Source organism: Algoriphagus iocasae (genome assembly GCF_014206875.1).
In the GTDB taxonomy this organism is placed as follows: Bacteria; Bacteroidota; Bacteroidia; order Cytophagales; family Cyclobacteriaceae; genus Algoriphagus; species Algoriphagus iocasae.
Genome location: NZ_JACIJO010000005.1, coordinates 190787 through 217193, shown reverse-complemented (window position 1 = coordinate 217193; position 26407 = coordinate 190787). Strand labels below are relative to the sequence as shown.

Here is a 26407-nt window from a genome sequence, read left to right as displayed (position 1 = left end):
GCTTTGGCCATTTTGCGACTATCCACAGGATCGGTTTTTTCACTACTTTCTTTATTGGTAGTGGGAAGATCAGCTGGGTTGATCACCAGACATTCATATCCGAAACTCTTTAGATCCCGATAGATCCAAAAACCAAACTTACAGGCTTCATAACAGCAAATGATCTGATATTTTGGAAAAAACTTATCCAAGTAAGACTTCAAGGCTTTGGGATCAGGTGCCTGACTGAAGGTTTTATGATGGCAATTGGCTGTAAAGATGCAAACGCTCCACTGGCGCTTGTGCACATCAATACCAATGAATAACTTAGGAGAAACTTCGGTGTCCATGATATATTCTTTTTGGTTCTGTCCTTAAAACGAACCAGATTATATCATGGGAACTAAATTGATTAAGAAGAGCGAACAAACTTTTAAGTATTTAAATCTTCATAAGATTAAATAAAATCCTCATAATGAAGAAAATAACAATAAAAAATCTAATTGAATTTAGAAGAAAATCAGATAGATCAAAGTTGACCTTTTTAAACAACCTCAGAAAAGAAAAAGCCAAAAAAGGTGATGACTCTGGTGGAGATTATTGGGTAAGTTGTAATAGCGCAGTTTTAAATTCTTTTAAGACAGGTAGAAAGGAACTTCTCCAAGTGAAAATTGAGGAATTAAAAGAAATGATTCTTTCCACTTCATATGATAACACTAAGAAACGATTTCAAAGGAATATTGATGTATTAGTAGGATTTCAGGATTTTGATTTGGATGCTATCAAACCAAAAGGGCCTTTGGAATTTTTGCATCAAAAAAAAGTTAACTCAATACTTACAATTGGCGGCTTGCCCATTGAGGCTAAGCCAAATCATGTTTTTAGTTTTACGGACGGTATTAGTGAGGAAATAGGTGCTGTTTGGTTTGTAACAAAATTAAATGGATATGATCGTAATGAACTTGGAATGTTTGCAGAAACAATATTTAGGTATTTAAAACAGCATTACTCGCAAGACTTTTTTATAAATAAAGATTATTGTGTTGTTGTAGATGTAATTACGGGACGTGTAGTAAAGTATAGTGAAATGGAGAGTGGAATTGTTTCTGCTCTTCTTGATGACACAATAGCTCAACTTGGTAAGTTGTAACTGGAAGACTTAAATTTGAGAATAGTAAATGGTACTAATAGGCCTGTTTTTTGCTAAATGGTAATTAATAAATCTAATTCTCAATTAGCTTTGTGTCATGGTTCAAACTGCCTCAGTCACTTTTTCTGATCCTAAACTCCTGGCGGGATTGTATTCCAACGCCTCATTTCGAAACCTTTGCAAGCCAGGAGAGAAGCAGAACGGCTTTGTGAAATGTCTTCAATCCACCCTGTATGGCGATTCTAAAGGGCACTCACTAAGAAGATTGTTGGATATCGGCTTCCAAGAATTACTGCAAAATTACCGACACGAGTATTTATTCAAGAGTACACTTCTCAACGATTATGTACTTGAAAATTATCGTTTGGATAATTCCATTTTATTAAATGAGTTCCAGATCGGTAAGTCAATAGCTGATGCAGTTCTGGTCAATGGTACAAACAAGGTATTTGAAATAAAGACTGAGTTGGATTCACCCAATCGACTTGCCACTCAGATTCAGGACTACAAGAAAGCCTTCTCTGAGGTTTACCTAGTAGTGCATGAAAATCAGGCTGATAAATATGCAGCTATCATTGCTGAGGAAATTGGATTATTATGTTTCTCAGAGAAAAACCGGATTTGGAACTTTAAAGAGGCCAATAAGGATATCGATAGGTTGGATGTTGATGCGATGGTCAAATCATTGCGTAAAGATGAGCTGATCCAGCTTGCAACAAGCTTGTCTGGTGAGATACCAGATGCTACTCCCGTTAGACTATTTAAAGCTTGCCTAGAGATTGTTAAGGAGTACCAGCCACTTCAAGTTCAAAAAGAATACCTTAAAATCATCAAAAAAAGAATCAATCCAGCTACAAATGAACTGATCAAATCTGATCAGATTCCCTATTGGCTGAAATTCTTTTGCTACACGGAAAATATTAAAGAAAAGGACTATATTCACTTAATAAATAGTTTGGATATAATCTTTTGACTTTATGTATTTTCCATTTTTAAGAGGGAAACAATTTGAATTGATTGCTCTGAGGGAATTAGTATCTCTACCTATAGATCCTACGAAAGTTTCACCCATTGTAGAACCGCTGAAAAAAAATCTTAATACAATTGCCACTGCCGCAAAGGCATTAAATACTATTGGGGTCAAAGTTCAATTGATAGTCAATCCTCAATACGGAGATCTAAAGGACAAGACAAATGAAATCTTACAATTTATTGCTATTCAAGAGGCTTCGTATGGTACCGATAATCTAATTCCAACTTTTTTGATCCAAACCAGTAGCGATTTCAGATCATTCCATTCTTTCAGGACTAATCCATCATGGTCAGGAAACCCTTTTTCTTTGATTCATTTAAAGCAAATTCCTGAAGTAGACCAAATTGTCCAATTCATGGCAGGAGCCCAGGTTTTTGCAAATATCATTCATGTAAATCAGATACTTGCCTTACGGAGGAGGTTTGGTCGAATATCTTCCTCCCTTTTAGCAGACCCATTTAATCGACAACTGAGAAATTCAGACTATCTTGATTTAGAGGATGAATTTTTTTCAAATGATTATCTCTATTATTCAGAAGAGGGGTATGCCGGGTTTTGTGATTACCTAACTATTGGTTCTGATTTTATAGAAGGAGGGAGACTTCCCTATGCAGTGGTCATACATTTGACCTATTTGGATTCTGGGTCTGGTGATATAAGAATTCATCATTTTATTTCAGATACCAATTATGATGATAGTGATACTGCAGGCAAGTTTTATGAGGCATTGACCAAACTGGTCAATTTTGTGGATGCCCATTCCATCCCTGAAACTATCGCTATCTCAAAGTTCAAAGAGTATTATGACTCTCAAGCCTACCCTGGGCTTGGTGTTGTCAAAAAACTATCTATGATGCACCATATCGAACTAATGCAATCTGTCATGAAATGAAATTTTGTGCCCTTGATATTTTTTTGGATCCTTCGATTCTTTCAATAGGGGAGTCTTATACAAATCCCGGAGAATGCCCTTATTCTAAAAGGAGGAATGTCCAACTTATCCCATTGCCATTTTTGGGAGAGGTACTTGAAAATATTTTTTCATTGTATGGGGTGGCCGAAAGTGAAAATGAAGGGATTGACCTAGTTGACCATGTCTTGGATTATTGGCCTGGGTTAATCGATTTGACAAAAATCCAAAAATCTATACTACCAGCACTAATTGAAGAGATATTTGACGAATATGGAAACTTGGATACTGAGCTGATAAATAAGAAAGTTGTATTTCTTCCTCATGCCGACAAATCCAATCAGGATTTTGAATATGACTTAAACACGCGATGGGAAAAATTATCTCATGAACTTAAGTATCAAAATCGTTTTTTCCTTTCTGAAGAACTGGATTGGGATTCGATCCGCACCTCTCTTGAACTCTTGGTGAGGACACATATAAAAGGAGGCCGGTACTACCGAGCTAGAATTTCAGAAGACTTAATTGAAAGGAGCGAGATGGGAAAGCCTCCAAAAGAAAAGGCCAGTGCTGGAAGAGCCAATCCAATTGGAATCCCTTATTTGTATTTGGCAACAGACCCTCAAACCACCTTTTACGAATCGAGGGCAGGACTACATGAACAGATCTTTTTAGGGGAGTTTGAGGCAAAAGAGAATTTGAACATAGTCTCCTTGGAAAGAATTGAATTTCTGGGACCGGTCGAAATCCAAGAGTTGGGTTTTGATTTGGAAGAATTTGTTCGGTTTAGAGGTTTTTTAATGAAGTTAAGTCAGGAGCTATCTAAACCCATACGAAAGAAAGACTCAGACTTTGACTACCTGCCAACCCAATACCTCTGTGAATACATAAAATCTGTACTTGGTTTTGATGGGGTACAATACCAAAGTGCAATGAATCCCTCTGGCTCCAACTTGGCGATTTTCAATGATCATAAAGTTGAATGCACAGATGTCAAGGTTCTAAAAGTTGAGGATGTGAAATACAAAGTTTCTCCAAGGGAAGAAACTTAGAACTAAGGCTTGACTAGAACCTTTAAGCCCTAAAAATCTTAATCTCTAACTTTCCGCTCTTTTCTAAATTACCCTGTACTGGAGGACCGAGCGTAAAGAAAAAGTCCTGTGGACTATTTTAGCGAGGGGCCGGGATGCGGGATAGGATATGTTTTTAGTTCTCACTAAATTACCATTTCATAATACTTAGTTTCTAAACATTTCCCTCCTTGATCCAAAAGAAGCTTCATTTATTTCTAATTAATGTACTGTTCCTGATGACATTTCAGCTTCAGGCTCAGACAGTCTATGTTACTAAGACAGGAGCGAAGTACCATAAATCAACCTGCCGCTATGCTAAAACAGGTTGGCCTGCAACACTAACAGAAGCTAAAAAGAGAGGCCCTACCACTTGCCTGGTCTGCAAACCAAGCGCCACAGAAAATAAAACTACTGAACCAACTCCGGTAAAATCGAATACTTCTGAAACCAAACCAACTCAAAATACTTCTTCCCAATGTGCAGCCACGACCAAAGCTGGTTCTAGATGTTCTAGAAAAGCAGCTGATGATAGTAAATATTGTTGGCAATATGGGGATTGAAGATTCGACAGTTGGAAATAAAAGCTAAAATCAATTGCCAGTAATATAAAAACAATTAGGAATAAAGCTTTGTAGCATTTCGCATCCCAATATCAGGACATTTACTTTAGAAATAGAGTATGGAAATAAGATACCAAATATAAAAAAGAAAAAAATGACATTTGAAGAAGTTAAAGAGTCCTTATCAAAATTAGGGTATACAATAAAAGGTGAAAAAGAACTTTTACATGGAGTTCAAATACGCTTAGAAAATGGCGGAATAGTTAATTGCTATAATAATGGTAACATAAATGTTCAAGGTAAAAATGCCTCTGAGATAAAGAGTGGATTAGGATTAGAAAATCCAATACCACAATTTCAAGCAAAAGTGAACAATCAAAAGGCACCTGAAGAAGTTTTCGTTGTTTACGGTCATGATACAACAGCTAAAACCCAGCTGGAAGCTATGCTTAGAAGGTGGAATGTAGAACCGATAATTTTAGACCAGTTACCTTCGGAAGGTAAAACAATCATTGAAAAACTAGAAAACTATACTGAAAGAGCAAGTTTTTGCATTGTTTTGGCTACTCCTGATGATGAAGGTCATAGAAAAGACCACCCAGAGGAGAAGGCATACAGGGCAAGACAGAATGTAGTTCTAGAATTAGGTATGATGCTTTCAAAATTGGGAAGAGATAGAGTTGCAATTCTTCTTAGAAATCAAGATGAAACAGAAAGACCTTCTGATATTCATGGTTTAATATATATTCCATTCAAAGATGACATTGCTGAAGTAGCTTTGCCTCTTGCTAAAGAAATGTCAACCAAAGGTTATTCAATTGATATAAAGCGACTATAACTATAATTTTCATGACCAAAAGAAAATTTTATGTGGTTTGGAATGGGAGAGAACCAGGGCTTTATGAATCGTGGGAAGAATGTAAAAATCAGATTTACGGATTCACTAATGCAAAATATAAATCATTCCCAACACATGATTTGGCCATACAAGCTCTTAATTCCAGTGAAAAAAACTTTATTGGTAAGAAATACTTTGAGGAAAATCTAAACTCTGAAGAAATAAAATTAATTGGTAAACCCATTTTAAATAGTGTTTCTGTTGATGCTGCATGGAATACTTCTAATGGTATTATGGAATATCAAGGAGTTGAAACAAAAACTAAGAAATCATTATTTAGAATGGGGCCATTTGAAGATGCTACAAATAATGTTGGCGAATATTTAGCATTAGTACATGCTTTGGCACTACTTAAGAAAAAAGGAGATAATAGGCCAATTTATTCTGATAGCAAAATTGCCATTGGTTGGGTTAAGAAAGTCAAAATGAGAACAAAATTAGAGCGGACAGAAAAAAATCAGGAACTATTTGCCCTTTTAGACCGTGCATTGACTTGGTTAAGGAATAATTCATTTGAAAATAAAATTCTTAAGTGGGAAACTAAAGTATGGGGGGAAATTCCAGCCGATTTTGGAAGAAAATAAAACTTTTGCAGATAGTAAATAACCAAAGGATTTTTATTGGGTAGAAACGTTTATTTAAAAAAAAAATCTATTAATTTATAAGATTGAAATTTGCTTGATTTTTAAATAAAAAATTTTAATTGGTATATCCACTTAAAATTTAAATACTCTTATTTTTTATAAAATATTGTAATTAAGAATTATTTTGTTTCGTTTAATACTAATGGCTTTGAGAGAATTTTAAAAATTAATAAACTCTTTCATATACTTCAAAGCACTGCTTAAATGTTAATGGTTGTTGCTGTAATTTTTCTTGGCTTAACAATATTTTGATATCCTCAACTATTTCATAATTATGTCTTATATCATCAATCGATTTTGATTCAATTTCAATGAATTTTTCTAATTCATTTATAATAGTAATTGCAAATTCCTGAGATCGTTTTGCTAATTCAATTAGACCAAACCTTGCTTTGCTCCAGATAGTATCTATTCTTTCATTGTCCAAAATTTCCTTATCGTAGGATGTTTTTAATAAAATAAGCAAGTATGGAAGTGCCTCAATATTATTGAAATGAACCAATTCAATATTGGAGTGACTAAATGGATTGATTTTGTATTTATTGATCCATTTTAAAGTTCTTTTCATTCCATCAATGTCTCCTTTTTTCAACAATAAATTATTGATGGATTTTTCAAGATCCTTAGAGGCTGGAAGCTTTATTAAATCATTTATTAATTTTCTTAAATCCTCATTAAAGTGCTCCTCTGGTATGTGGTCAATAATATACCGCTGGTCTTCTTCAATAAATTTCCAGAAAAGTGGAAATAGCCATCTTGGATCATTATTAGTTCTGAAAAATTCACTTAATTCTGGGGTCACAGAACCGGTTTCACTGGAATTTAGTAAAGAATTAAAAATGACAGGGAAAAGATGCTCTTTTTTGTACTTAAAAGCATAATTATTGTGTGTTTTTACGGCTAACGTGTTTTGAATTCTTTGATTTAAAATATTCTCCTCAATTCTCTTTTCTACTTTTGATCTTCCTACTCTCTTTATGATTGTTTCCAAAGTAACAGTTTGAAATTTTCCATGAGTATGGTTACAAAATGCCAGCATTTCCAATGATTTTTCTTCCGAACAAGGAAAGCCAAAATTTTCATAGAAATAGGTTAGGTAAACAGCCTTGTATAATTGATATTGGTTCACTTGCCCAAAAAGATTGATCGAATAGAAATCTACTGTATCAAGATTTCTTTCAAACCAAGATTGAAGAAAGTTTATTTGTTGGTTATTCAAAAATTGATTTGGGTCATGATGATATATCATGAGGTGGATTCGATAAATTAGGTAATATTCAATCTCCTCCTCATTGGCTAGCCACCTTTTTATTTCAATGGAAGATTTAGAATCCTTATTTAAAAGATCTCTTAAAACTTTTTTGGCACAATGATGAATGCCAAGTCGTTGATTGAAAAGGTGGTCTAACCCAATTAAGGATTTACTAAGTTTTTCAATAGTTATTTCATTTTCCTGATCAAGAATTTTGATTATTTCTTCCTTTAATACTTCTTTTTTAAACCAACAGGCTAATTCTTCCAACTGCCTCTTTTGTGTCATGTTGGTGGTATCAATCTGTTTTTCTAAGATTATTTTTTTCCCTGATAAGTGTTCGATTTTCTTTTTGAATTCAGGATGAAAATCATTTCCAATAGCTTTTAATGCAAAATAAACTTTTTCAGAATCCTCAAAAGTCAGTTTTCCTAAGGATAGAAGCTTTTCGAAAGTTGGAAAAGTGTCATTCCTTACAAAGAATCCAATCTCATAGTTGTTCCCATAATCGACTTTATAGCTCGATTTTTCTAATAAATCAATTAGCCCCTTATTGTAGGAATTGGTTTCCTTAAAGTAGTGATGAAATAGATCTGTATATTCATGGTGGAAAGGACCATTCAATTTTGAATGAAGTGCCAATACTAGGTTATATAGATTAGGGTTGCTTATGTAGTGTTCAATAGATTTTTTTAAAACTATATCCAGGATTTTATCAAAATTGAAATTTAAATGGTAATCATCATTGCTCAAGAATTCCTCTAGAACCTTTGTGAAAGAAGATGGTTTTTTTAGAATTTGGAACGCATTTTCAATCAAAAGACTCTCTGCGCCGTTGCTGATACCATCTCGATCCGGATCATTGGATTTTTTCAATAGCATTCCTTCAAGAAGATAGTCTACCCATTCATCTGGATCATCCAAATTGGCAATAAACTCATACATTCCTCCTCTAATAAATTGGTTTTTTCTTGTGCTATATAATTTTCGGAATTGAATAATGGTTGCCTGATCAGTGATTCTTAATCGAGCAAATGTTTGGATTAAGTAATCTGTTAAATGGACATCGGATTGACTTTCTTTTAAAATGGGTAAAAATGCAGTCTTGAGTTGTTCTTTTTGAAAATGAGCTAGATTCCTAAATTCCTTTAGTATAAAAAGACAGCTTAGACGGTGTCGTCGGTGATTTGAATCATTTTCGATTTCGTTTAAGAGGTATTCAAAACTATCATCAGATTGAGAAAAATACGCAAGTCTATTTTCACTGATATCCTTTAACCGGATCCATATTGTTAGCGGTTTATAGTATTCTAAAATCCTCTTTAAAAGCAGAAACCTTATTGTTGGATTGAATTTTTCCCGCTCCACTTTAAAAATTTCAGTTTTACTATTTGAAATCACCAGATTACATATGGGGTCAAATAACCTATGTGAGGTTGGTATAATGTTCAGGAATAAAAGTATGGCATCTTTCCAATTGGAACAGATTATTACTGAATTTGGTACGCAGACCAATTGTTTAACTTCATTAATGTCTAGATTTAATAGACTTCGGGCACTTAAATAATCGCGAATTTTATTGTGTTCAAACATCCATTGAGCTTTGGAGGTCCGGTCACTTGGTTTAAAGATAAGTAGCTGACTTAGAATTTCTAATTGGTCAGCTGGTACAATTTCTTTAAGAAATCTATGAGGAATTTGAGTAAAACCTCCAATAGTCATGATACTGCTTATTTTTTCTAAAGTATCCTGAATATTTTCTTTGTTGACCTTTGTGGGTAGGCTATTTTTGAAATGATTCGTTAAATCATGTTCAATTCTATTCTCAAAAAGTTTTCTTAAGATCTCCGAAGAACTTCCTGTAAGTCCGCCTTCCAATTGGTATTCTAGCGCTAATAGTTTCAAGTAATATGGTATTTCGGCCATTTCCATGAGGGAATTTTGATAGCAGCTGCTTATAAATTTCTCTGGATCAATTTCAAAGAATGAAGAGACATAAGAGCTGATTTCCTCACAGGAAAATTTGTTAAGGTAAACTGGGCAAACCCCATTAATTTTCCCCTCCAAGACATTAGAATAAAAATTAGATCTGATGGAAAAAATGAGATTTACATCAGGATAAGAATTATTAAAATCTATAAATCTTTGAATGAATAGATCTTTTTCTTGAATTGGAATTTCATCAAATCCATCTAAGAGAAGGATTACCTTTTGTCTAGATAACAATTCATATTGTTCTGGTAAATAATCTTTGAAATCTTTGCTTGGTAAGCAGTCTTTTAGGCGAAGAAAAATAGGGTACCCAATCTCCTTTGAAGCGACTTGATGAGCTAATTCTATTAATTCAAATGATTTCCCGTAACCAGGATCTCCAATTAATGCGACTTTAGGTTCCTTTTTTAAAAGTTCTATTACCTTGACTAATTTTGTTTCTTTAGAATTATTTTCAAAAAAGCTATAACTGACTTTCCTAGGGATGTATTTCTCTACCTTGTTCAACCCTTGGATAAAGTGGTTGAATTCTAGGGTTTCAAGAAATTGAAAGGTTTCTTGGACATTTGAAATCCTGAAAAAGTGGTTTTTTGAAATTGAAAGAATTTCTTCAATAGAATCCCTTTTGTTCTTCCAAATATATTCTTCCAGTTCTTCAAAAGAATATTCAAAAAGTTTAATGTCCTGCTGTAAAATTTCTTTTTTTCGATTTACCTTTTTTTTATTAGGGTATACCATATAAAGTTCTTGAAGATTAGGATAGATCTTTTTTATTTCATGAATCGTTGATTTAACTTTTTCCAACTTTGTTATGGCTGTGGTCTGGATTCCTATTGTCCCATCTTGACTTAGGATGTCTATTTTGGTTGAATTTATCTGTTGATTCTCTAGGTGTATGAATTTTTTTTCTGGATATAAAACATTAAAAACTTCAGTAAAATACTGTTCAATCAAGTAGTTTATATTAGGATTTTGTTTCCTGTTTGATTGGTAAACATAATTACTGATTGCGGAAAAGGTCTCTAAAAGTCTAGGTCTTAATATTTCAGAAGGTCTCATCTATAGTTTGTTTTTAATCTTATCTGAACATAGAGCTATTACTCTGAACATACTTTACAGACAATCTAAGGAATTTAGTGTGTTTGATTTGCGAAGTGGAAATGAATTTTACTAACGTTAAAAAGAGTATAAACATGATAATAAATGTTTTGAAAAAATGAATTTCTTTTAGTCGAAGAGATCAGACGGGTTTTAGTAGTGTAGAGTTAGGCGTTTTTCCCTTAAATACTTTCTTCTCAAAAAACCTCCTCATACCTCACATTCGGAGGATAGGTCGCCATTCGTGCTAATCCCTTTTCAAGTAGATGAGCATTTAGAAATGTGCTATCTTCAAGGTACACATAAGCCAATGTCCTTCCATGCCGATCACGCTTTTGTACATCATATTCCAGAAGGACTTTCTTCCCTTTTAACAGTTTCTTCACATATTCAGAAGCTTCTTTACCCCCAGGCTGTTCTTCTATTAGTCCTTCCCATTTTACTTCTGGGGTATCTACACCAATTAAACGGATTTTCTCAGCTTTTCCATCCCCTATTTTAACCGAGAAGGTTTCATCATCTACAAATTTGTGAATTTGTATGGGCCATATCTTTCTTGAGAGAAAGCAAAGTTATTAAACCCTATAAATAGAAAAATTAAACGATTAGTTTCATATATTAAAAATACTAAACTATTAGGAGATTTTTAAAGCCCTTCAAAAAATTAAAGCATTTGATAATAGAATATTAAAGATTTTCCTCTTCAGGATAAGGAGTATCGGGAAGAAAATCTTTAGGAGAGCATCCCATTTCTAATGCTAATTTATTCAAGTGATTAAGATTGTATTTACTTGAATGTAAAGGGCTCTCAATTTGCCCAATAAAACCTTCAGAAAAATTTAAAATTGCTGCAATATCTCTTTGGGTTAATTCTTTTTCAATTCTTATATCTTTAACCTTTTGAATTACAGCTAATTCGAATTTAGTTTTTTTTGTCATTGCTATTTGCAAATTCAAAAAACTTCTTTAGTTTTATGCTTAGTTATTGCTATGTAAAATTTCTTTTGAAATAGAGATTTTATTTATTTGTGATTCTTTAATGATTTAATCAAATAAGCATCGCACTTATTACCTCGATACCGAAACCTAGGAAATTTCGATGAACATGGGGGAAAAGTGGATTGCTCACGCCATTGGCGTGGGCTCTTCTTTCCGTGTTCAAGGTCTATCCTAGGTACCTGGTGTCGGTAAGTTGGGTTCCACGCCTCTTTTTTTGATGCTGGTTCCCCTCTTTTGAGATATAACCCAAGTATCATGGAACAGACCTTGATTTTTTCTGGATTACCAAGCTTCCCGGGAAGGAATTTCTGGAAAGGGGAGAGGGCTGCTTTTTGCCTTGGGACACATTGCTCGCTACCTATTGAATATAACCTATTACCAGAGGAACTTGGCATCACCGCGGTAGATCGCCTGTATCCTCTTAAGCCCAAGAATCCTATTTGAGGATTCAGGCATTTTTAAGGCTGTACTTGCTTTCTTCCTTTTTAGGAAGGGACATATCCGGAGATTGCGCAGCTCCCAGAAGTACAGTTACCACACACTCACATCAGCAAGCTTTTAATGCCGGTAGCGCTGATACATTTCTTATTTATTCATTAATGCTGGGTGCCTTAGCAGGGCAGGGTGGGAATAGTATGTCATTTCGAACGGAGCTTGCGAAGAGAGAAATCTCATTAAACGATAGAGATTTCTCAGTCGTTCCTCCTTCGAAATGACCTGAAAACTGCGCGACTGCTCACTGACTACTGTTGACTGTGGACTTTCTTTGAGATTTCTCCTCGTACCTCGTCGTCGCCTGCCTGCCGAAGGCATGGAAATGACCTGAAAACTGCGCGACTGCTCAATGAGACCGAGATTGCCACGGCTCGTACCTCGCCTCGCAATGACGGTGAAACCACGGGATTTTGGTAATCGAACGTAACGTGAATAGGCTTCGACTCCGCTCAGCCTGACACACTACGGTTTTCCAACATCGGTCATCGGTCATCCGACACCTGTCCGCCGTGGCGGGCCCAGCATCAAATACATTTCAAGCATGAAAAAATTTCTATTCACATGCTTCCTGGGATACCTATGTCCTCCCAAAAGCAAATTCAAATCCAACTGGTTAGTAGATATACTCTGTAGCATCAAGACCTTATTTCCCCGCCATTGGCGGGATATCTTTATCACGAAATTTCGGGATTATCTCACCGAAGGTATATCTCCTTTAATTGGCGGTCTATTTCATCGACGAAGTCGATCTATTTCAATTCACTCGAAGAATTATCTCAGCGACAAAGGAGCTGTATTTCGTCAGCCACAAGCTGACATATCTCAGAAGCGAAGCGACTTTATCTCGCAAGCCGAAGGATTGCATATCTCCTGTACCAATAACCATATACGCGGAGTAACTATTCGATTTGTATTAGTTCTCTTCTTCGGTATTGTAATTAAAGTAAGTAGTCAAGTTGCTGATTCACCCCCGGGGATTGAGTTGGTTGATAACCCCGGAATACCTGCCATAGCAGGATTCCATCGGAGCGGGGAGACCCGTTCCGATACTTTCTTCTCAGTTGCACCTCAGGATATAGATGGGGGACCTGGGCTTCAGTCTTCAGTCTTCAGTCTTCAGTCTCAAAAGGGATTTAGTTTAGTTGATAGCGACCAGGACATGAGGATAGGGTTGGAGAACTCTAGTTTCCAATCCGCCTCTGTCTCAGTCTTTGGGATTCCTATCCTTTCGGTTCGACAAAATGTCCCTCAGAAACCAAAAAACCAAAGTCTTGTGTCTTGTGTCTTGGGTCTAGATACTAGTACTAGTTTAGTTGATAATTCTAATTCTCTAGGTCGGAAGGGAGCAATCCCTTCAGCCTACTCGGAGGGGAAGGGTCTTAGGATGGAGGATTTGCCCGTGTTTGTTTATGGGGAAATCCGTTCGGAGGCAATGCAGGATTCCCTTTTGGTGACCTTCTGGGAAAAGTATTTGGGGCGCTATGTGTCCTATGTGGGTATGGAATCCAGCTATGTAGTGCTACAAGAGGGAAGTATGCTTCAAGGTGCTTCCGGTAAGAAGGTGCTACATTTTGAATCTTTGCCCATTTCAGAGGAAGGCTATATTTCCATTGCCTCAGTTTTGGGAGATCAATATATGGACCGCTTCCTGGTGGAGCCCGGGGATTCGCTGATTTTTAGCCTGGATCTCCGCTTGGGACAATTGGTATTTGCCGGTCCTGATTCACTGAAGTTTGAGCTTCAGCATCGATTGGCAAGGGAGGAGAATAAAGTCTCTTTTATGGAAACCCCTGCCTTCCATCTTCAGGCAGGCCAGGATCCTAACGAACTGCAGCAGAGTTTTATGGATCGCTCTCCTCTGGTTGAGGGCTATGCACCCCGTACCATGGAGTTTATTTCTTTTGGCCCGGATCGAAAGGGATGGATAGAGGAGCGGCTGAAAAAAGATGTGCTGGATGATTCCAGACTTTTGATTTTGGAGGAATACCGAGGCAGACTTTCTGAGGGTTTTCTTGATATCCTTCGGGCTGATGTCCTCGGGGAAAATGCCTCCAGATCAATTTCCCTGATCAAAAACCTTCCCTTGGAGGCCAGGTCCGATTCCCAGCAACTTTTGGAAGGGTATCTGGACAGAATCGGGGATCTGGAGGTCTCAGCAGATGCTGCCGAAGCCAGTGCTTTCTATCAGGAGTATCTCTTGGAGCGGGAAAGCCTGCTGGCTTTTTATGCCGGAGAGGGACTCTTTTCGCGTTTGGGTACCCTGTTTTCCACTCTGGTCTATGACAGATTGGTGGCCAGGTTCCTCTTTGAAAACTATTACCGCCTGCCTGATTTTGGCAATGCCGTTGCCCGTGTATCTGACAGGATCTCAGATCCCGAGATCCGCTCGGGGTTGGAATCCCTTGCTGCTGCACACCGTGTCGGAAGTCTTGTCAAGGACTTGCCCTTGATTGATCTGAACGGAGACTCCACTGATCTCGAGGCTTACCGAGGCAAGACCCTGTTGCTTGCTTTCTGGTTTCCAGGTTGTCTGCCCAGCAAACTCATGCACGAGAGGCAGCTCTGCAAAGTCCAAAAGGAATTGGAGGGACGTGAGGATTTTGCACTGCTCTCCATCAATACAGACCCGGACCCGGTACTCTGGAAAACATACCTGAGCGAAAACCCAAGCTATTCTTTTGGAAATGAACACCTGTTTTTGGGAGGCAGGGACATACACCCATTTCTTAAATACTATGACATCCAGGCCTATCCCAGCCTGATGCTGATCGATGGGGAAGGGCGGTTGATCCGCTCCCTGAAAATTCCTTCGGAAGCGGAGGGATTGATCGATCTGATCCAGGAAAATCTTTCTGATGAAAATCAATAAACACCAATCAAAAATGAAAAAATACCTACTATTGAACTGGTTGTTCCTGCTCTTGACAGCAGGTACGCTACAGGCCCAGCAGCCTGGGGAAAAAACGCTGAGCGGGACGGTATTGTCCCAAGTTGATCAAACTCCGCTTCCAGGAGCGACGGTAGTTCTTAAAGGTACCACAAGAGGGAAGGTAACGGATGAAAATGGAGCGTTTTCAATTGCTGTTCCCCGTTCCGGAAATCCCGTCCTTGTTTTCAGTTTTGTGGGATTTGCCACCCAGGAACTGGAAGTAGGAAATGTAGAGGGGATGATGGAGATCCTCATGGAAACGGAGGGAATTGATCTTGCTGGGGTGGAGATCGTCTCCACAGGCTATCAGGAACTACCCCGGGAAAGGGCGACAGGTTCCTTTGCCTCACTGGATGAAACGCTGGTAAACAGAAGAGTCAGCACCGGAATTTTGGACAGGCTGGAGGATGTAACTCCAGGTCTGGTCTTTAACAGGGACAGAGGAAGATCAGATGATATATCGATTCGGGGTACCTCCACTATTTTCTCCGAGTCCCAGCCCTTGGTTGTCCTGGATAACTTCCCCTATGATGGTCCATTGGAAAGCATCAATCCCAATGATGTGGAAAGTATTACGGTACTCAAGGATGCCGCAGCGGCTTCGATCTGGGGAGCCAGGGCAGGCAATGGGGTAATCGTCATCACCACAAAAAACGGCAAAAGGAATACGCCCACGCAGGTGACCTTTACGGCAAATGTCACCCAGATTGAGGAGCAGGATCCGTTTTATGCCCCTACAATTTCCCCTGCAGACTTTCTGGAAGTGGAGCAGGATCTGTTTTCCAGAGGCTTGTACAATTCACGGGAGAATTCCAGGAACAAGCCTTTGCTGAGTCCAGGAGTTGAAACGCTGATTGCCTTGCGTGACGGAGAGATCACCCAGGAGGAGGCAGACAGAAGATTGACCGCTTTTGCATCACAGGATGTAAGAAACGATCTGGCCAGGTACTACTATCGGCCTGCTCTACAGCAACAGTATGCTTTGGGTATCCGGGGAGGAAAAGACCAGCATGTCTATGGACTTTCTGTGGGCTATGATAAAAACCTGAGCGGAACGGTGGGAAATGACAATTCCAGATTGACGCTTAACCTGAAGAATTACTGGAATTTTTTAAATAACAGGCTCCGATTACAGACCGGCCTGTATTTGGTCAACGGGCAGAGCAATCGACGAACCGATCTTCCCCAGGGCTTTTCTGCCAATTACATCCTCTTGGCCGATGGACAGGGAAATCCGCTTTCCGTTGGCAGGGGATACCGGGAAACTTTTACCGATGGGGCGGAAGAGCTGGGCCTTTTGGACTGGAGATACTATCCCTTGGCTGAGCTCGGGAACCTGATCAATGAACAGGAATATTTTGATTTCAGGGGAAATCTGGGACTGAGTTATGAACTAAGTAAAGGATGGACCTTGGATGCTTTGTACCAGTATTGGGAAAACAACGGCAGAAGCTGGGAACTCAATGATGAGCGTACATTTTATACCCGTGATCTGATCAATTCCTTTACGCAAGTGGGTGAGGACGGAAGTTTTAGCCTGGCCGTACCTAAGGGCAGTATTGCAGATCTGGGTGAGTCCAGGTCAGAGAGTCACCACCTGCGTTTTCAGTCAACGCTGAACAGGACCTGGAATGGACGCCATCAGGTCGCAGCATTGGCGGGAGCTGAAATCAAGTCAGTGGACGGGCTGTCTAACCAGTCACGGTTCTATGGATACGATGATGAACTGGGATCTTCTTTGGGCGTGGATTATGTGACGCGATTCCGCAGGTACCACAATCAGTCTTTGGCTAATATTCCGTATCGTAACTCGCATACAGGGAACGCTGATCGGTTCCTGTCCTATTATGCCAATGCTTCTTACACCCTGGATAAAAAATATACGCTTTCTGCCAGTGCCAGAAAAGATGCGTCAAACATCTTCGGGGTAGAGGCGAATGACCGGGGTGTTCCGCTTTGGTCTGTGGGAGGAAGCTGGGTCATCAGTGAAGAGGGCTTTTATAAAGCGGACTGGATGCCTTACTTAAGGCTCCGGACTACCTATGGGTACAATGGAAACATCAACCGTTCGGTAAGTGCCTACACCACTGCCAACTTTATTGGCGGAAACAACAATTTTCTGACCCGTCTTCCCAGCTATGCCATACAAAATCCACCGAATCCTGAGCTGCGCTGGGAACGGATAAAAATCATCAATTTGGGATTGGATTTTGAATCCAAAAACGGGTTTCTGTCTGGCAGCATTGAATATTACAACAAGACCGGATTGGACCTGATCGGGGACCAGCCTTTTCCTACATCAACAGGGGTGAGTCTCTTCCGGGGGAACTTCGCCGATACCAAAACCCAAGGGGTGGACCTGCTATTGAATTTCAAAGTGCTGGACAAGGAACTGAAATGGAACCAGATGCTGATTTTTAACTGGCTGAAGGAGGAAGTAACGGGCTATGAAGTCAAAGCACTGCCCCTACAGTATACCGGATTTGGAGGAGGAGGGGAAACTTTTCCGGCACCCCTGACTGGTTATCCGCTCTTCTCGATTTTCTCGTTCCCTTGGGCCGGACTGGATGGGGATACCGGAGATCCTTTGGGATTGGAAGATGGGGAACCCAGTTCCAATTACAATGCGATTCTGAATGCCACCCCGGTGGAGGACTTGGTATATCATGGTTCGGCCCGGCCCACGGTATTCGGTTCCTGGATTAACAACTTTGCCTGGAGAGGATTTTCCCTTTCAGTGAATATCTCTTACAGATTGGGATATTTTGTAAGGAGACAACCACTGAATTACAACAGTCTGTATCAGGGCGGAATCATTCATGGGGATTATGCAAAGCGCTGGATGGAACCTGGAGATGAGGCTCTGACTACGGTTCCATCTTTTCCACAAAGCCAAGTGTCCAATCGGGATAATTTCTACAACCGATCTGAAATCATGGTGATCCCGGGGGACCATATCCGCTTGCAGGATGTTCGCTTAGGTTATTCCCTTGAATCAAGGAAGGTACTGGGTATAGGATTTCGCTCATTGGAGGTATATGGCTATGCCAATAATCTGGGTGTCATCTGGAAAAAGACAGATTCCTATGAGGACCCTGACTACCAGACCAATCAGGCATTGACTTCCCTTTCCCTTGGCATCCGTGCAGGATTTTAAATTGATCGACCCAAAAACCTGGCAGCTTCTATTCACAAAGGCTTTTGATAGGGGCTTTTGCTGTCAGGCTTTTTGGTTTTACCCTTAAACAAGTATAAATATGAAATCAAGCATGACCCGAAGCGACACACAGAGGGCTGATTATAATTCATGCGAAGATTCCATGTGACCTTAAAAAAAAATTATAAACACATGAAAAAATATAAATTTCAATTCTTAGCCATCCTTCTGCTATTGGTTGGCTGTGATGGATTTTTGGATGAAAAACCCAGCAAGAGCTTGGTGGTGCCCCAAACCTTAGCAGAATTACAGGGCTTATTGGATAATACCAATTTTCTGATGAATGATTCTCCTGCACTGGTCTTTAATGGGACGGATGATTTTTGGACTACGGACCAAGGCTTTCAGTCCTTTAATTCCATTCCCAATCAAAGCTCCTATATCTGGGAAGAAGAGATCTTTGATACTCCCCAGGCTTCGGATTGGCTCATTCCATACCGTCAGGTCTTCTACGCCAATGTGGTATTGGAGGAAGCAAAGGAGATGAATCAGGTTAATGATTCCGAGCATGAAGAGCGGGATGAACTGATCGGTAGGGCACTGTTTATGAGAGCCAAGGCCTTCTTTGATCTAGCTGGGCAATTTGCACCAGTTTACAGGGAAGAAAGTGCAAGCGGTTTGTTGGGAGTAGTGATCCGGACCAAACCAAAAATCACCGATAAGCAGGGGAGAACTACCCTTCAGGAAACTTATGATCAGATTTTGGGTGATTTGAATGAGGCGGTCGGGTTATTACCGGAAACGGTGGTGATTTCCACCAGGCCAACCCAAGCAGCGGGACAGGCGCTTTTGGCCAGGGTATATCTGAGCATGTCGGATTATAAAATGGCCAATCAATGGGCCAAGGCAAGTTTGGAATCTGGTGCCGAATTGCTGGACTTCAATGAGGTGATGCCCTCAGGTAATTTTTCCTTTGCTCCCTTTAACAAAGAAACCCTGTACTATTCGGTATTGAATGGCCAGTTGTTCCATTATAGCAACCTGACTTTTGTGGATCAGGAATTATTTGATTCCTATGATTCGCTGGATTTAAGGAAGGAGCTGTATTACAGGAAGCCAAATGAAAGTGCCATGGGCTATGTGTTCAGGGGAAGTTTTTCAGGGGATTACGCGCTCTTTTCAGGGTTATCGACAGGAGAGATGTATCTGATCCTGGCCGAAACTGAAATCAGGCTTGGAAGAATTAAGGAAGGTTTGGCCTATCTGAACCAATTGATGGAGAAGCGATATCAGCTTGGTGAATTTCAGCCATGGGAGGATTTGGATCAGACAGAAGCCTTGAAGTTGGTTTTGAAAGAACGGAGGAAAGAGCTGGCGTTTCGGGGTTTGCGCTGGAATGACCTGAGAAGGTTAAATCTGGAACCTGCCTTGGCAAAGACTCTGACCCGCACAGTAAATGAAGTTGAATATTCGTTGCCACCGAATTCTCCCAGGTATGTCTTTCCGATCCCAGAGGATGAACTGCAATTGAATGGGCTAGAACCCAATATCAGGTAGCTATCGGAAAATAATCTTTGGGAGTATTATGTGTCACAGTCCAATCTTCCGGGTTCATTCATTAGGAATGGGTTCTCATAGATTTGAGTAGGATAGGATTTCCCGAACGATATTTTTTGGGGTGGGAGTGAGCACGGCTTCTGCCCCTGATTTATATAAAAAAGCCCTTTTGAACTTCAAAAAGGCTTTTACGGATTAGATCAAATTCAAATTACTGTTTAATCAGCAATAGGAAGGTTTTCAGAATTTTTGACAAACATTCCTTGCTGAACAACAGTACCGCTCACAGAGGGCTCATCCCGAAGGCAATTCCCAGTGCTGATGCAGCGGTAGGTATCATCCCCCGGTTCTACTTCAGTCAGGTCATACCAGATTGAAGGGGTTGTAGGGTCCTGAGCAAATAAGCCGGTAGTGGACTTTGGTGGAGTGAAGGCAAAAGTACCAAAAGCCACCAGTCCAAGAACCAGCATTGAAATACTTAATTGTTTACGTTTCATAATGCACCGTTTTTTTAACCAATCAAAAAATCGGCAAAACCGTTTGGTTGTAGCTTACTCAATTGCGGGTTTTCAGCTTCTCCCGGGAAAATCCATCTTCAGAAGCATGGGCCCAAACAACATGGTTCTGATTTTGGGTCGGATAGATTTTCACTTTTGTTTTATTTTTGAATTTTGTTTTTGTGTTTTTAGTTTAGATCTAATTTTAATTAAAAGAATTTACTAGTCTGATTTCAACTTAACGCCATCTGGAGGGGCTTCGGCCCCTCTTTTTGTGAACCATAATCCCAGAACAGTAAGGCTAAAAAATCCAAGATTTAGGAAAAGATGACCTTCCCAGTTTAACAGGTTGATTAGTCCGGCACAGTTGCAGGGAGTTTCAGGAAAGACTCCGATCCAGACCATGCCCACATATACTGTAAAGGAATTCAGGAGAAGAGCTGAACCCAAGAATCCCCACCATCTCGTTTCTGGAAACAGCAGCAAGATCACAAGCAAAATCTCAAAGCCTGGTACTACATAGGCCAGTACAATTCCCCAAGGATTCGGAAATGGCTGGTTTAGGAAAGCTCGGTAGCTTTCCTGCCAGAAAAGTACTTTTTCGATTGATGAATATCCCCATAGCATGAGTAGGGGTAAACTTAATAGAAAAGAAACGTCAGTTTTTTCCATGATTTAGTTCGTTTTTGTTCTGAATCTTCTATTTTGGAAGGGAGTCTTACAGGGCATTTTAGTGTATGATTCATTTCATTTTTGATCTCCTTTCATTTTATTTTTTTACTAGGGTTAAAGCTCCCGCTCAGATTCGGATGCAGATACCGGGTAAGAGTAGGCTTGAAGATGCCCCGGACACAACACCGAAAAGAGCAGGAGCAGGGCAATCAGCAACTCAGAGATCGGAATAACATATGCCAGCACCTCCGCTAACTCCGCAGGAAAAGTCTGGTTATGAAAAGCCTTCCGGCTTGCTTCAAACTGGATAAGTTTATCCAATCCTGTATAGGTCCAGAGGAGAATCAGAAGTTTTGAAGCTATTTTGTCCATGATATGCTTTTTCATTTTAGGTCTCATTCTTTAGGGAATTCATCCTAGCCATTAATGCCATATTCCTAGGCACAAATGGCAGGTGGAAAAGAGTTGATTACTTCCTGAACTGAAATTACTAATCTGATAATCAAAGGTCTACCTCAAATAAGGGAGAATGGGTTAAGAGCTAGAAAAAACCCTCATTTGAGGGTTTTTTATATAAAAATTAGTGATTCCTAAATTTTTATTTGGATCGAATATCACTTAACAATAAATTAACACGTAGGAATTAGTTGATTTTTAACAGGATTCTTTGGAATGGCTTTTCACCCTACTGTTTTGATTGAGTACATTTTTAATTGGAAAATAAATGGAAAAGCGAGATTACATGGATCAGTTGATCGCTGACTACAACAGGATCAAGAAATTTTCTGATGAGGCATATGAAAGCGTATTTCATAAACTCATATTGCGAAGGGTATCCAGAGGAGAGATACTTAAAAAGGTGGATACAGTCGATATCAAAAGTCGCTATATCTGTGAAGGTTTTTTGGGACTTTATCAGGAGGGTAAAGCAGGGTTTCAGTTGGTCAGGATTTTTGGCAAGTCAGACACAGCATTTGATGAGAAGTCATTTAGGACAAATATTCCTTCCAAATCAATTATTAAGGCTTTGTCAGATACGGTTTATTTAGGATTTACTCTTGAGGCAGAAACAGAATTACTAGCTAAGAAGCCTGAATTCTATTCACTGGCATTGGAAGTTGTACATCGGATCAATAAGCGGCATGTGGAGCAGGAGGCCATCAAAGCCAAAAAGTTTAAGGAAGGCTTTCCACTTTTACTTAAAAAACTCCCAGGCATAGGACAATACCTCAAAAATCAGGATTTAGCTGACCTATTCAATTGCAGCATCAGTACAGTGGAGCGTCTGAAATATACCTTAATGAATGAGCATGAAAAAGACTTATAATTTTCCCAAAGCGATGAATCTTCATTGCAAAGTTTTGGATGATAAGGTCCTCAAATGGGCTTGGGAAGCAAATTTATTTGACAATCCAGCTGAACTGGAGCGTTGCAGGGTTCAGAAAATCAACTGGTTTACCGGATTCCTTTTCCCGGAGGAGAATAAAGAAAGGCTGGAACAGATCATGAAATTTTTCCTGGGCTTGTTTTTACTGGATGATCTTTTAGACATAGTCCATAATACAGAAATGATCGATTTTCTGGAGGCTTTGAAGAATGGGGATTCTTTCCATTCTGACTTCAGGATCCATTGTTTGGGAAATGAACTCAACCAACTCTATAGGAACTTTGAGAAGCAACAAAGAGATTCTTTTTTGCTGGAGCAATGGCAAACTGAATGGCATAAATACTTGGAGGCTTTACAATGGGAAACCCGTATAAAAATGCAAAGGGTGAAACCAAATCTGGAAGAATATAGACTGATGAGACCCAAAAGCTCCGGTGTTTATTTGGCTATGATTCTGATCAAGAAGGGAAAAGATAGAAGAGGATGTGTGTCTGATTTGCTGGAAATCTCTCTGGCTAGATATATCTATTTATCCAATGATCTAGCTTCCTATCAAAAAGAGAAAGCTATCGGCGATCCACATAATGAAATCATCCTTTTGATGGACTCCGTGGGAGATGATGCCTTGTCGGTGGTGCAAAGGGAATTAAAGATTCTACGAGAGGAATTTATCCCATTGACTGAATTGATAGGGATCAATTTTAATTCCTGTAAAAAATGGATTTATAGGCTGTTATTGTTGGCAGGAGGCTGTGAGGCCTGGACTGCAGAGACTTTGAGGTACCAGAAAAATATCAACGGAAATTCTGCGACACACTAAAAAATTCAAGGAGGTGTATCATGATCAATAAACGTGCTGTTATTTACCCAAAAGATGTAGTCTGCCTGACGGGAAGAAGTGAGCGATATGCCCAGATCCTCCTACATAAAGCCCGCGCTTATGTCAACAAAGAACCCCATCAGTTTGTAACCGTATCGGACTTTGCCCTTTTCTCCGGTATCCCCGAAGAAATTATTCGGAAGTATATGATTTAACCAAATATGATTATCTGTAATCTTACCAGTATAGACTTTAGACTGCAAAAAAGAAGCCTTGAAGTTCCGGTCTAGCTTGCTCCTGTCTTCGGTCTTCTTTCTTCCGTCTCTTCAATCAAAGAATAAAAGGGTGGTGGTGCAAAAGCGGATATTCATATAACCAAAACTCTGCGGAAGAAAAGTCATGATTCTTTAGCCATTTTACTTATTCGATTTTTATGAAATCTGTATTTGGGACGATGTTTCTACGATACTCCTACGATGCTTCTACGATGCTCACCCGATAATGCATCGGATATGAATTGAAGAAAAGCTGGCTGAAAATCGGGTTATCACAAAGTCCCGTTTCGGATTAGAAAATGACTGAAATGATGGTTTAGCTGATGAATATAATTGAACACATAAATTTTAATAAGTATGGGAAAAGTAACAGACGGTTTGTTGGGAGGGATATCCGGAAAGGTCGGAAATCTGGTTTTCTATCAAGTCAATGGGGAGACATTGATCAGGACTAAACCTGGCGCTGGTTCGGTAAGCAGTTCTTCTTTGCAAACTTATCATCAGAAAGCTTTTGCCTTGGCTCAGGAGTTTTTGTCTCCTTTGAAAAAGGAATTGGCAATTGGCTTTGGAGCTTTCAAAAGAGGAACAAAAAGAGGAATTGATCGAGCAAAGAGCCTGTTGTTGAAAAATGCAATCTATCCGAATGAAGGAATTCCTGTATTACAGCCCCAAAAAGTGTTGGTATCCTCTGGAGATCTTACCGGGGTGGATGGGGGAGTCTTATCAAGGATTGACCCTTATCGGTTCAGAATAGAATGGAATAATAACAGTTGGGATGGTTCTGCCCGGGATGGAGATAAAAGCTTTGTGGTTGTATATGATACGGAAGAAGCTAGAGTATTTAGCATCAAAGGAGCTTCATATAGAAAAGACGGGTTTCAGGAGGTAGAATTGCCTTGGTCTCCAATAAATCAGAATCCAAATACCTATGTGTATTTTTCATTTTTTTCAGAAAGATCCACAAAGGTCGAGTTTTCGGACTCCATCTGTTTGGGAAAACTAGGGTAGTGAGAAGAGGTCTTAATTAAGAGCAAGATACTCCCGTTGTCCTGCTTCTCCAGAAGCTGGACTAATCCATCATCTCGTTTTCCGCTGTTCGGGATTTGTAATCCCGAACCAATATCGTAGGATTTTCAATCCTTCAAAAAAACATTCTTTACCAAATCGTAAATCTCACATCCCAAATCAGATATCGATTCGTTTCAATCTTGCTGGCGCAACGATCCTAGCTTCTAATGGCGATCCCGGGCCAGCGCTGGTGAACAATTATATCCTTTAAACCCAGGCTTGAAAGCCTGGGCTATTAAGCTATGACCCCTACAGGGTCTATTTAATTCCAAATTTCAAATTCCACACCCGACATCCGTCTCCTTCTTCTGTCTCCCGTCTTCAGTCACCAATCTCTCCGCTCTTCGGGATTTGTAATCCCGAACCAATATCGTAGGATTTTCAATCCGTCTAAAAAAAACATTCCTTTTTACCAAATCGTAAATCTCACATCCCAAATCCGATATCGATTCGTTTCAATCTTGCTGGCGCAACGATCCCGGCTCCGAATAGCAATCCCGGGCCAGCGCTGGTGAACAATTATATCCTTTAAACCCAGGCTTGAAAGCCTGGGCTATTAAGCTATGACCCCTACAGGGTCTATTTAATTCCAAATTTCAAATTCCACACCCGACATCCGACTCCTGTCTCCTGTCTTCCGTCTTCAGTCACCAATCTCTCCGCTGTTCGGGATTTGTAATCCCGAACCAATATCGTAGGATTTTCAATCCGTCTAAAAAAACATTCCTTTTTACCAAATCGTAAATCTCACATCCCAAATCCGATATCGATTCGTTTCAATCTTGCTGGCGCAACGATCCTAGCTTCTAATGGCGATCCCGGGCCAGCGCTGGTGAACAATTATATCCTTTAAACCCAGGCTTGAAAGCCTGGGCTATTAAGCTATGACCCCTACAGGGTCTATTTAATTCCAAATTTCAAATTCTACACCCGACATCCGTCTCCTTCTTCTGTCTCCCGTCTTCAGTCACCAATCTCTCCGCTGTTCGGGATTTGTAATTCCGAACCAATATCGTAGGATTTTCAATCCTTCAAAAAAACATTCTTTACCAAATCGTAAATCTCACATCCCAAATCCGATATCGATTCGTTTCAATCTTGCTGGCGCAACGATCCTAGCTTCTAATGGCGATCCCGGGCCAGCGCTGGTGAACAATTATATCCTTTAAACCCAGGCTTGAAAGCCTGGGCTATTAAGCTATGACCCCTACAGGGTCTATTTAATTCCAAATTTCAAATTCTACACCCGACATCCGTCTCCTTCTTCTGTCTCCCGTCTTCAGTCACCAATCTCTCCGCTGTTCGGGATTTGTAATTCCGAACCAATATCGTAGGATTTTCAATCCTTCAAAAAAACATTCTTTACCAAATCGTAAATCTCACATCCCAAATCCGATATCGATTCGGTTTCCATCTTGCTGGCATTTGGCTTTCATTTCCGAATAGCAATCCCGGGCCAGCGCTGGTGAACAATTATATCCTTTAAACCCAGGCTTGAAAGCCTGGGCTATTAAGCTATGACCCCTACAGGGTCTATTTAATTTCAAATTTCAAATTCCACACCCGACATCCGACTCCTGTCTCCCGTCTTCAGTCACCAATCTCACTTCTATTCTCAAATCTTACATCACATATCTCAAATCTTACATCAAAATCCCCCTAGCCCCCTTTAAATACGATTTTAATCTTATCAACAATCATCTACAAGGGGGATTGGATCCTTTTCCACCATCCGACATCGGACAACCTACAACTTCCAACCTCCAACTTCCCACTTCCATGCTACCTCTTTAAACTTTAAACTCTTCACTTTAAACTACCTTTCCTTTCAGACTTCTGCCTTCAGCTTTCTGACTTCTCTGACATCGGACAACCTACAACTTCCAACCTCCAACTTCCCACTTCCATGCTACCTCTTTAAACTTTAAACTCTTCACTTTAAACTACCTTTCCTTTCAGACT

General features: G+C 39.6%; 20 protein-coding genes. 13 read left to right on the top strand and 7 right to left on the bottom strand.

The genetic code is table 11. The annotated features are described in order from the left end of the window. Window positions 1-329 (bottom strand): IS110 family transposase (locus tag FHS59_RS22255; RefSeq protein ID WP_184498403.1); only part of this gene is annotated, 329 nt, incomplete at its 3' end. Between the two features lie 125 nt (window positions 330-454). Here FHS59_RS22255 and FHS59_RS22250 point away from each other — a divergent pair. The 7 genes from FHS59_RS22250 (at window position 455) to FHS59_RS22220 (ending at window position 6187) form a co-directional block, all read left to right on the top strand. After that, complete coding sequence (locus FHS59_RS22250; RefSeq protein ID WP_184498401.1) at window positions 455-1129, top strand: hypothetical protein; 675 nt, start codon at window positions 455-457, stop codon at window positions 1127-1129. A gap of 97 nt (window positions 1130-1226) precedes the next feature. After that, window positions 1227-2102 carry a sce7726 family protein gene (locus FHS59_RS22245; RefSeq protein ID WP_184498399.1) on the top strand — a complete coding sequence of 292 codons (876 nt, stop codon included), beginning with the start codon at window positions 1227-1229 and terminating at the stop codon, window positions 2100-2102. Between the two features lie 4 nt (window positions 2103-2106). Continuing rightward, window positions 2107-3054, top strand: coding sequence for a sce7725 family protein (locus FHS59_RS22240; RefSeq protein ID WP_184498397.1), 948 nt, complete (start codon window positions 2107-2109; stop codon window positions 3052-3054). Continuing rightward, the gene (locus FHS59_RS22235) at window positions 3051-4124 is read left to right on the top strand and encodes an RES domain-containing protein (RefSeq protein ID WP_184498395.1); all 1074 of its coding nucleotides are present in this window, start codon (window positions 3051-3053) and stop codon (window positions 4122-4124) included. The genes FHS59_RS22240 and FHS59_RS22235 overlap by 4 nt, the downstream gene beginning before the upstream one ends. 257 nt (window positions 4125-4381) lie before the next feature. Beyond that, window positions 4382-4705: a hypothetical protein gene (locus FHS59_RS22230; RefSeq protein WP_184498393.1), complete on the top strand. Its 324-nt coding sequence runs from the start codon at window positions 4382-4384 to the stop codon at window positions 4703-4705. Between the two features lie 154 nt (window positions 4706-4859). Continuing rightward, window positions 4860-5543: a TIR domain-containing protein gene (locus FHS59_RS22225; RefSeq protein ID WP_184498391.1), complete on the top strand. Its 684-nt coding sequence runs from the start codon at window positions 4860-4862 to the stop codon at window positions 5541-5543. 11 nt (window positions 5544-5554) lie between these two features. Beyond that, window positions 5555-6187: a ribonuclease H1 domain-containing protein gene (locus FHS59_RS22220; protein ID WP_184498389.1), complete on the top strand. Its 633-nt coding sequence runs from the start codon at window positions 5555-5557 to the stop codon at window positions 6185-6187. Between the two features lie 226 nt (window positions 6188-6413). Here FHS59_RS22220 and FHS59_RS22215 read toward each other — a convergent pair whose 3' ends face one another. The 3 genes from FHS59_RS22215 to FHS59_RS22205 form a co-directional block, all read right to left on the bottom strand. Then, a complete protein-coding gene (locus tag FHS59_RS22215) occupies window positions 6414-10550 on the bottom strand; it encodes an SMEK domain-containing protein (protein WP_184498387.1) in 4137 nt (1378 codons plus the stop codon). A gap of 236 nt (window positions 10551-10786) precedes the next feature. Further along, window positions 10787-11053 (bottom strand): thermonuclease family protein, encoded by a 267-nt coding sequence (locus tag FHS59_RS22210; protein ID WP_317168229.1) that lies wholly within the window; start codon window positions 11051-11053, stop codon window positions 10787-10789. Window positions 11054-11276: 223 nt separating this feature from the next. Next, complete coding sequence (locus FHS59_RS22205; RefSeq protein WP_246388573.1) at window positions 11277-11546, bottom strand: helix-turn-helix domain-containing protein; 270 nt, start codon at window positions 11544-11546, stop codon at window positions 11277-11279. Between the two features lie 1078 nt (window positions 11547-12624). Here FHS59_RS22205 and FHS59_RS22200 point away from each other — a divergent pair. The 3 genes from FHS59_RS22200 to FHS59_RS22190 all read left to right on the top strand — a co-directional run bounded on the left by FHS59_RS22200 (window position 12625) and on the right by FHS59_RS22190 (window position 19726). Continuing rightward, window positions 12625-14952, top strand: coding sequence for a TlpA family protein disulfide reductase (locus FHS59_RS22200; RefSeq protein WP_184498385.1), 2328 nt, complete (start codon window positions 12625-12627; stop codon window positions 14950-14952). Between the two features lie 13 nt (window positions 14953-14965). After that, window positions 14966-18169, top strand: a complete 3204-nt coding sequence (locus FHS59_RS22195) for a SusC/RagA family TonB-linked outer membrane protein (RefSeq protein ID WP_184498383.1) — start codon at window positions 14966-14968, stop codon at window positions 18167-18169. A gap of 192 nt (window positions 18170-18361) precedes the next feature. Next, on the top strand, window positions 18362-19726 hold the full coding sequence (locus tag FHS59_RS22190) for a RagB/SusD family nutrient uptake outer membrane protein (RefSeq protein WP_184498376.1): 1365 nt from the start codon (window positions 18362-18364) through the stop codon (window positions 19724-19726). A gap of 218 nt (window positions 19727-19944) precedes the next feature. Here FHS59_RS22190 and FHS59_RS22185 read toward each other — a convergent pair whose 3' ends face one another. The 3 genes from FHS59_RS22185 to FHS59_RS22175 form a co-directional block, all read right to left on the bottom strand. Beyond that, a complete protein-coding gene (locus FHS59_RS22185; RefSeq protein ID WP_184498368.1) occupies window positions 19945-20223 on the bottom strand; it encodes a hypothetical protein in 279 nt (92 codons plus the stop codon). Window positions 20224-20445: 222 nt separating this feature from the next. Continuing rightward, entirely contained in the window at window positions 20446-20895 is a 450-nt protein-coding gene (locus FHS59_RS22180; protein ID WP_184498366.1) for a MauE/DoxX family redox-associated membrane protein, read from the bottom strand. Between the two features lie 114 nt (window positions 20896-21009). After that, on the bottom strand, window positions 21010-21294 hold the full coding sequence (locus tag FHS59_RS22175) for a MauE/DoxX family redox-associated membrane protein (protein ID WP_184498364.1): 285 nt from the start codon (window positions 21292-21294) through the stop codon (window positions 21010-21012). A 325-nt stretch (window positions 21295-21619) separates the two neighbouring features. Between FHS59_RS22175 and FHS59_RS22170 the strand changes: the two genes are divergently transcribed. From FHS59_RS22170 to FHS59_RS22160, 3 genes are all read left to right on the top strand, one after another. Beyond that, entirely contained in the window at window positions 21620-22222 is a 603-nt protein-coding gene (locus FHS59_RS22170) for a Crp/Fnr family transcriptional regulator (protein ID WP_184498362.1), read from the top strand. Continuing rightward, window positions 22206-23102 carry a terpene synthase family protein gene (locus FHS59_RS22165; protein WP_184498360.1) on the top strand — a complete coding sequence of 299 codons (897 nt, stop codon included), beginning with the start codon at window positions 22206-22208 and terminating at the stop codon, window positions 23100-23102. The genes FHS59_RS22170 and FHS59_RS22165 overlap by 17 nt, the downstream gene beginning before the upstream one ends. A 632-nt stretch (window positions 23103-23734) precedes the next feature. Next, entirely contained in the window at window positions 23735-24385 is a 651-nt protein-coding gene (locus FHS59_RS22160) for a DUF6266 family protein (RefSeq protein WP_184498358.1), read from the top strand. The last annotated feature ends 2022 nt before the right edge of the window (window positions 24386-26407 follow it).